Source organism: Pelatocladus sp. BLCC-F211 (genome assembly GCF_041928655.1).
Lineage (GTDB): Bacteria > Cyanobacteriota > Cyanobacteriia > Cyanobacteriales > Nostocaceae > Pelatocladus.
The window spans coordinates 1-2,504 of the sequence record NZ_JBHFLM010000189.1 but is presented as its reverse complement, the minus strand read 5'-3'; the positions used below and the strand labels follow the sequence as shown (position 1 = coordinate 2,504).

Sequence of the window (2,504 nt, the reverse complement as noted above, 5' to 3'; positions counted from 1 at the left end):
GAGGAGTTTTTCAAAAAGGACATTATGTAGGTTGGGTGGAACGGAGTGTAACCCAACATTAACCAGACTATAATGTTGGGTTTCGCTGTCGCTACACCCAACCTACAAAACTACAGTTCTCAAAGTAGACGTGGTTTAATACCAATTTCATAAAGAATTGGTACTTAACGCCAAAATTGCTTGCCATTCATCTTCAGAGAATGGTTGCATATTTAACTCGATATCAAAACAATCACTGGCGGTTGCGCTCAAAACTGCCATCATCTTTTCAATAGTCAAATTTTGTGGAATTTGCACGCAAGTAAACGACTCAGCATCAAATACTTCGGAAAATAATTCGACATCTGGTTGCAAACGCATTGAACCATGTTGCAAAATTGCCCCTCCACGTCGCAACTGAGCGCTGCCAATCAGTTTACAACCATTATCTGTGATTAAATCTGCGCCTGTAGCAGTACCAAAACAATTGGGATTGTGGATGTAACCCCGCCCAGCACTACCGTAGTGTAAATCGATGCCAAGCTGATGCCATCCTTGAATGAGAAACTTGCAGATTTTTTGGTATGCTTCAATGCGATTACCACTGAGTCCAGATGTGACAACACTGTAAGTTAAATCACCTTGATGCAAAACTGCTCGTCCTCCTGTGGGACGCCGTACCAAGTCTATTTTTTGACCTTGCCAAGTTAAATTTTGCCAGTGTTGAGGATATTTGTGTTGGTGATAGCCAAGGGAAATGGCGACTGGCGACCAGGTATAAAATCGTAAAGAAGGGGGATGCTGTGTTGATAAGTGCTGTTCTAATAACCAATGATCAATAGCCATCTGGATATCACCAGTGGCTTCTAGTAAAGGAATTAGTCGCCAAATCTGTCTGCGATGCATTTATCTAGCAAACCCCTGTCTACAATCCAACATTCAAAATCCAAAATCCATAGACGCTTCTGCGGCTTCCCGTAGGGTAATCCAAAATCTAAAACTCTCTAAGCTGCACCAAATTCTGCTTGTAAAGTTTCATCGTGATTATCGGCGATTGTTGCCACAACAGTAATCAGGCGTGAGACTTCGCCAGCAGATAATTCTGCTAAAGCGCGCGTAGTCAGTATAACAACTTGATTTTCAATAATGCCAAAACGAGATTCAAAAGTGCTAGAGCAATTCATCTCTAATAATTGTCGCATTAGTTTAGGTTCATCTTTAGCAGGTAATTTTAGTACTGGAGACCATACGGTGATCGTATCTTCATCTGTTGTCCCTGTAAGCTGGACAAAAACTTGTACACTACCATAGGTAAATTTCCAGAGATAATTACCTTCTGGAGACTGGCTAACCATAGCACTGTCATTTTGTTCGAGACTATCAATCACGTTTTCAATCACTTCTACATGGTTGATAGTTGCGGTGTCTGTCATCAGTTCATTGATCAGTTCTTCATTGGCGATCGCTTCCGCATTTGGTTGGTAAGTTGCCATACAGATTTCTCCTCAAGTTTATGATTCACCCACCCCTACTTTATACCTTGCTAATGCAAGCCAGTCATCTAACAGTAAGTAGCGATTGCTGAGTTCGTAGTGAGCGCTTAAGCGCTCATATGAGGACTAAAGTCCTCACTACAGCGGTATATTGAAAAAATCGGGATGCTCCTACAACGAGAGAATGAAAAATCAACCACCGATATACATAGATAGATTATGGCTTTGCTGCTAAATTAATCCCCAATCCCCAATTCCCATGCTCATTTTTACTCAAAAAAAACCACCAAATCCTCATGCGGTAGTCAGATTAACTTTGTCTCTCACAGCAGAGGAACGTACTCGCAGTCGTCATCGCTTGCAAACGGAAGATGGACAAGTGATATTTTTGCGTTTACCTAGAGGTACAGTACTGCGAGATGGGGATCTGCTTGTAGATGAAACTACTGATAGTTTAGTAAGAATAACTGCCAAACCAGAACCTGTTTTAACCGTAGTTGCCAAAACCACTATAGATTTATTGAAGGCGGCCTATCATTTAGGTAATCGTCATGTCGCAGTAGAAATTACACCGACTTATTTACGTTTATCTCCTGATCCTGTTTTACAAGCAATGCTGGAACAACTAGGAGTTGAAATTAAGGAAGAAGTTTCACCCTTTCACCCAGAAGTCGGTGCATACGGACATCATCATGGTACTAGTGGTCTAGCGTAGACGTGACAGCGGCTTCCGTAGGCTACCACGAAGGACACAAAGTACACAAAGAAAGAGGTTCAAGAGAGTTATCCAAGTTTGTTTACCTAGCAAACTTTGTATGGCAGACTACTAGACTAGCCAAATTAATTCCCAGAGTTAAGTTCATAAATAGTTAAATGAGCGATCGCTTCTCTTTTAAACCTCGTCCATCTTGAAAAGAGGAGTTTTTCAAAAAGGACATTATGTAGGTTGGGTGGAACGGAGTGTAACCCAACATTAACCAGACTATAATGTTGGGTTTCGCTGTCGCTACACCCAACCTACAAAACTACAGT

3 protein-coding genes are annotated in these 2,504 nt (G+C 41.5%); 1 reads left to right on the top strand and 2 read right to left on the bottom strand.

Features of this window, described 5'->3' with window-relative positions; genetic code table 11:
* Positions 1–147: 147 nt before the first annotated feature.
* A complete protein-coding gene (locus tag ACE1AT_RS22545) occupies positions 148–885 on the bottom strand; it encodes a lipoate--protein ligase family protein (protein WP_374872404.1) in 738 nt (245 codons plus the stop codon).
* Positions 886–983: 98 nt separating this feature from the next.
* Positions 984–1,472, bottom strand: a complete 489-nt coding sequence (locus ACE1AT_RS22540) for a YbjN domain-containing protein (protein ID WP_374872402.1) — start codon at positions 1,470–1,472, stop codon at positions 984–986.
* Between the two features lie 259 nt (positions 1,473–1,731).
* On the opposite strand from ACE1AT_RS22540, the gene ureE reads away from it, so the two are divergent.
* Positions 1,732–2,187 (top strand): urease accessory protein UreE, encoded by a 456-nt coding sequence (gene ureE / locus ACE1AT_RS22535; RefSeq protein WP_374872400.1) that lies wholly within the window; start codon positions 1,732–1,734, stop codon positions 2,185–2,187.
* The last annotated feature ends 317 nt before the right edge of the window (positions 2,188–2,504 follow it).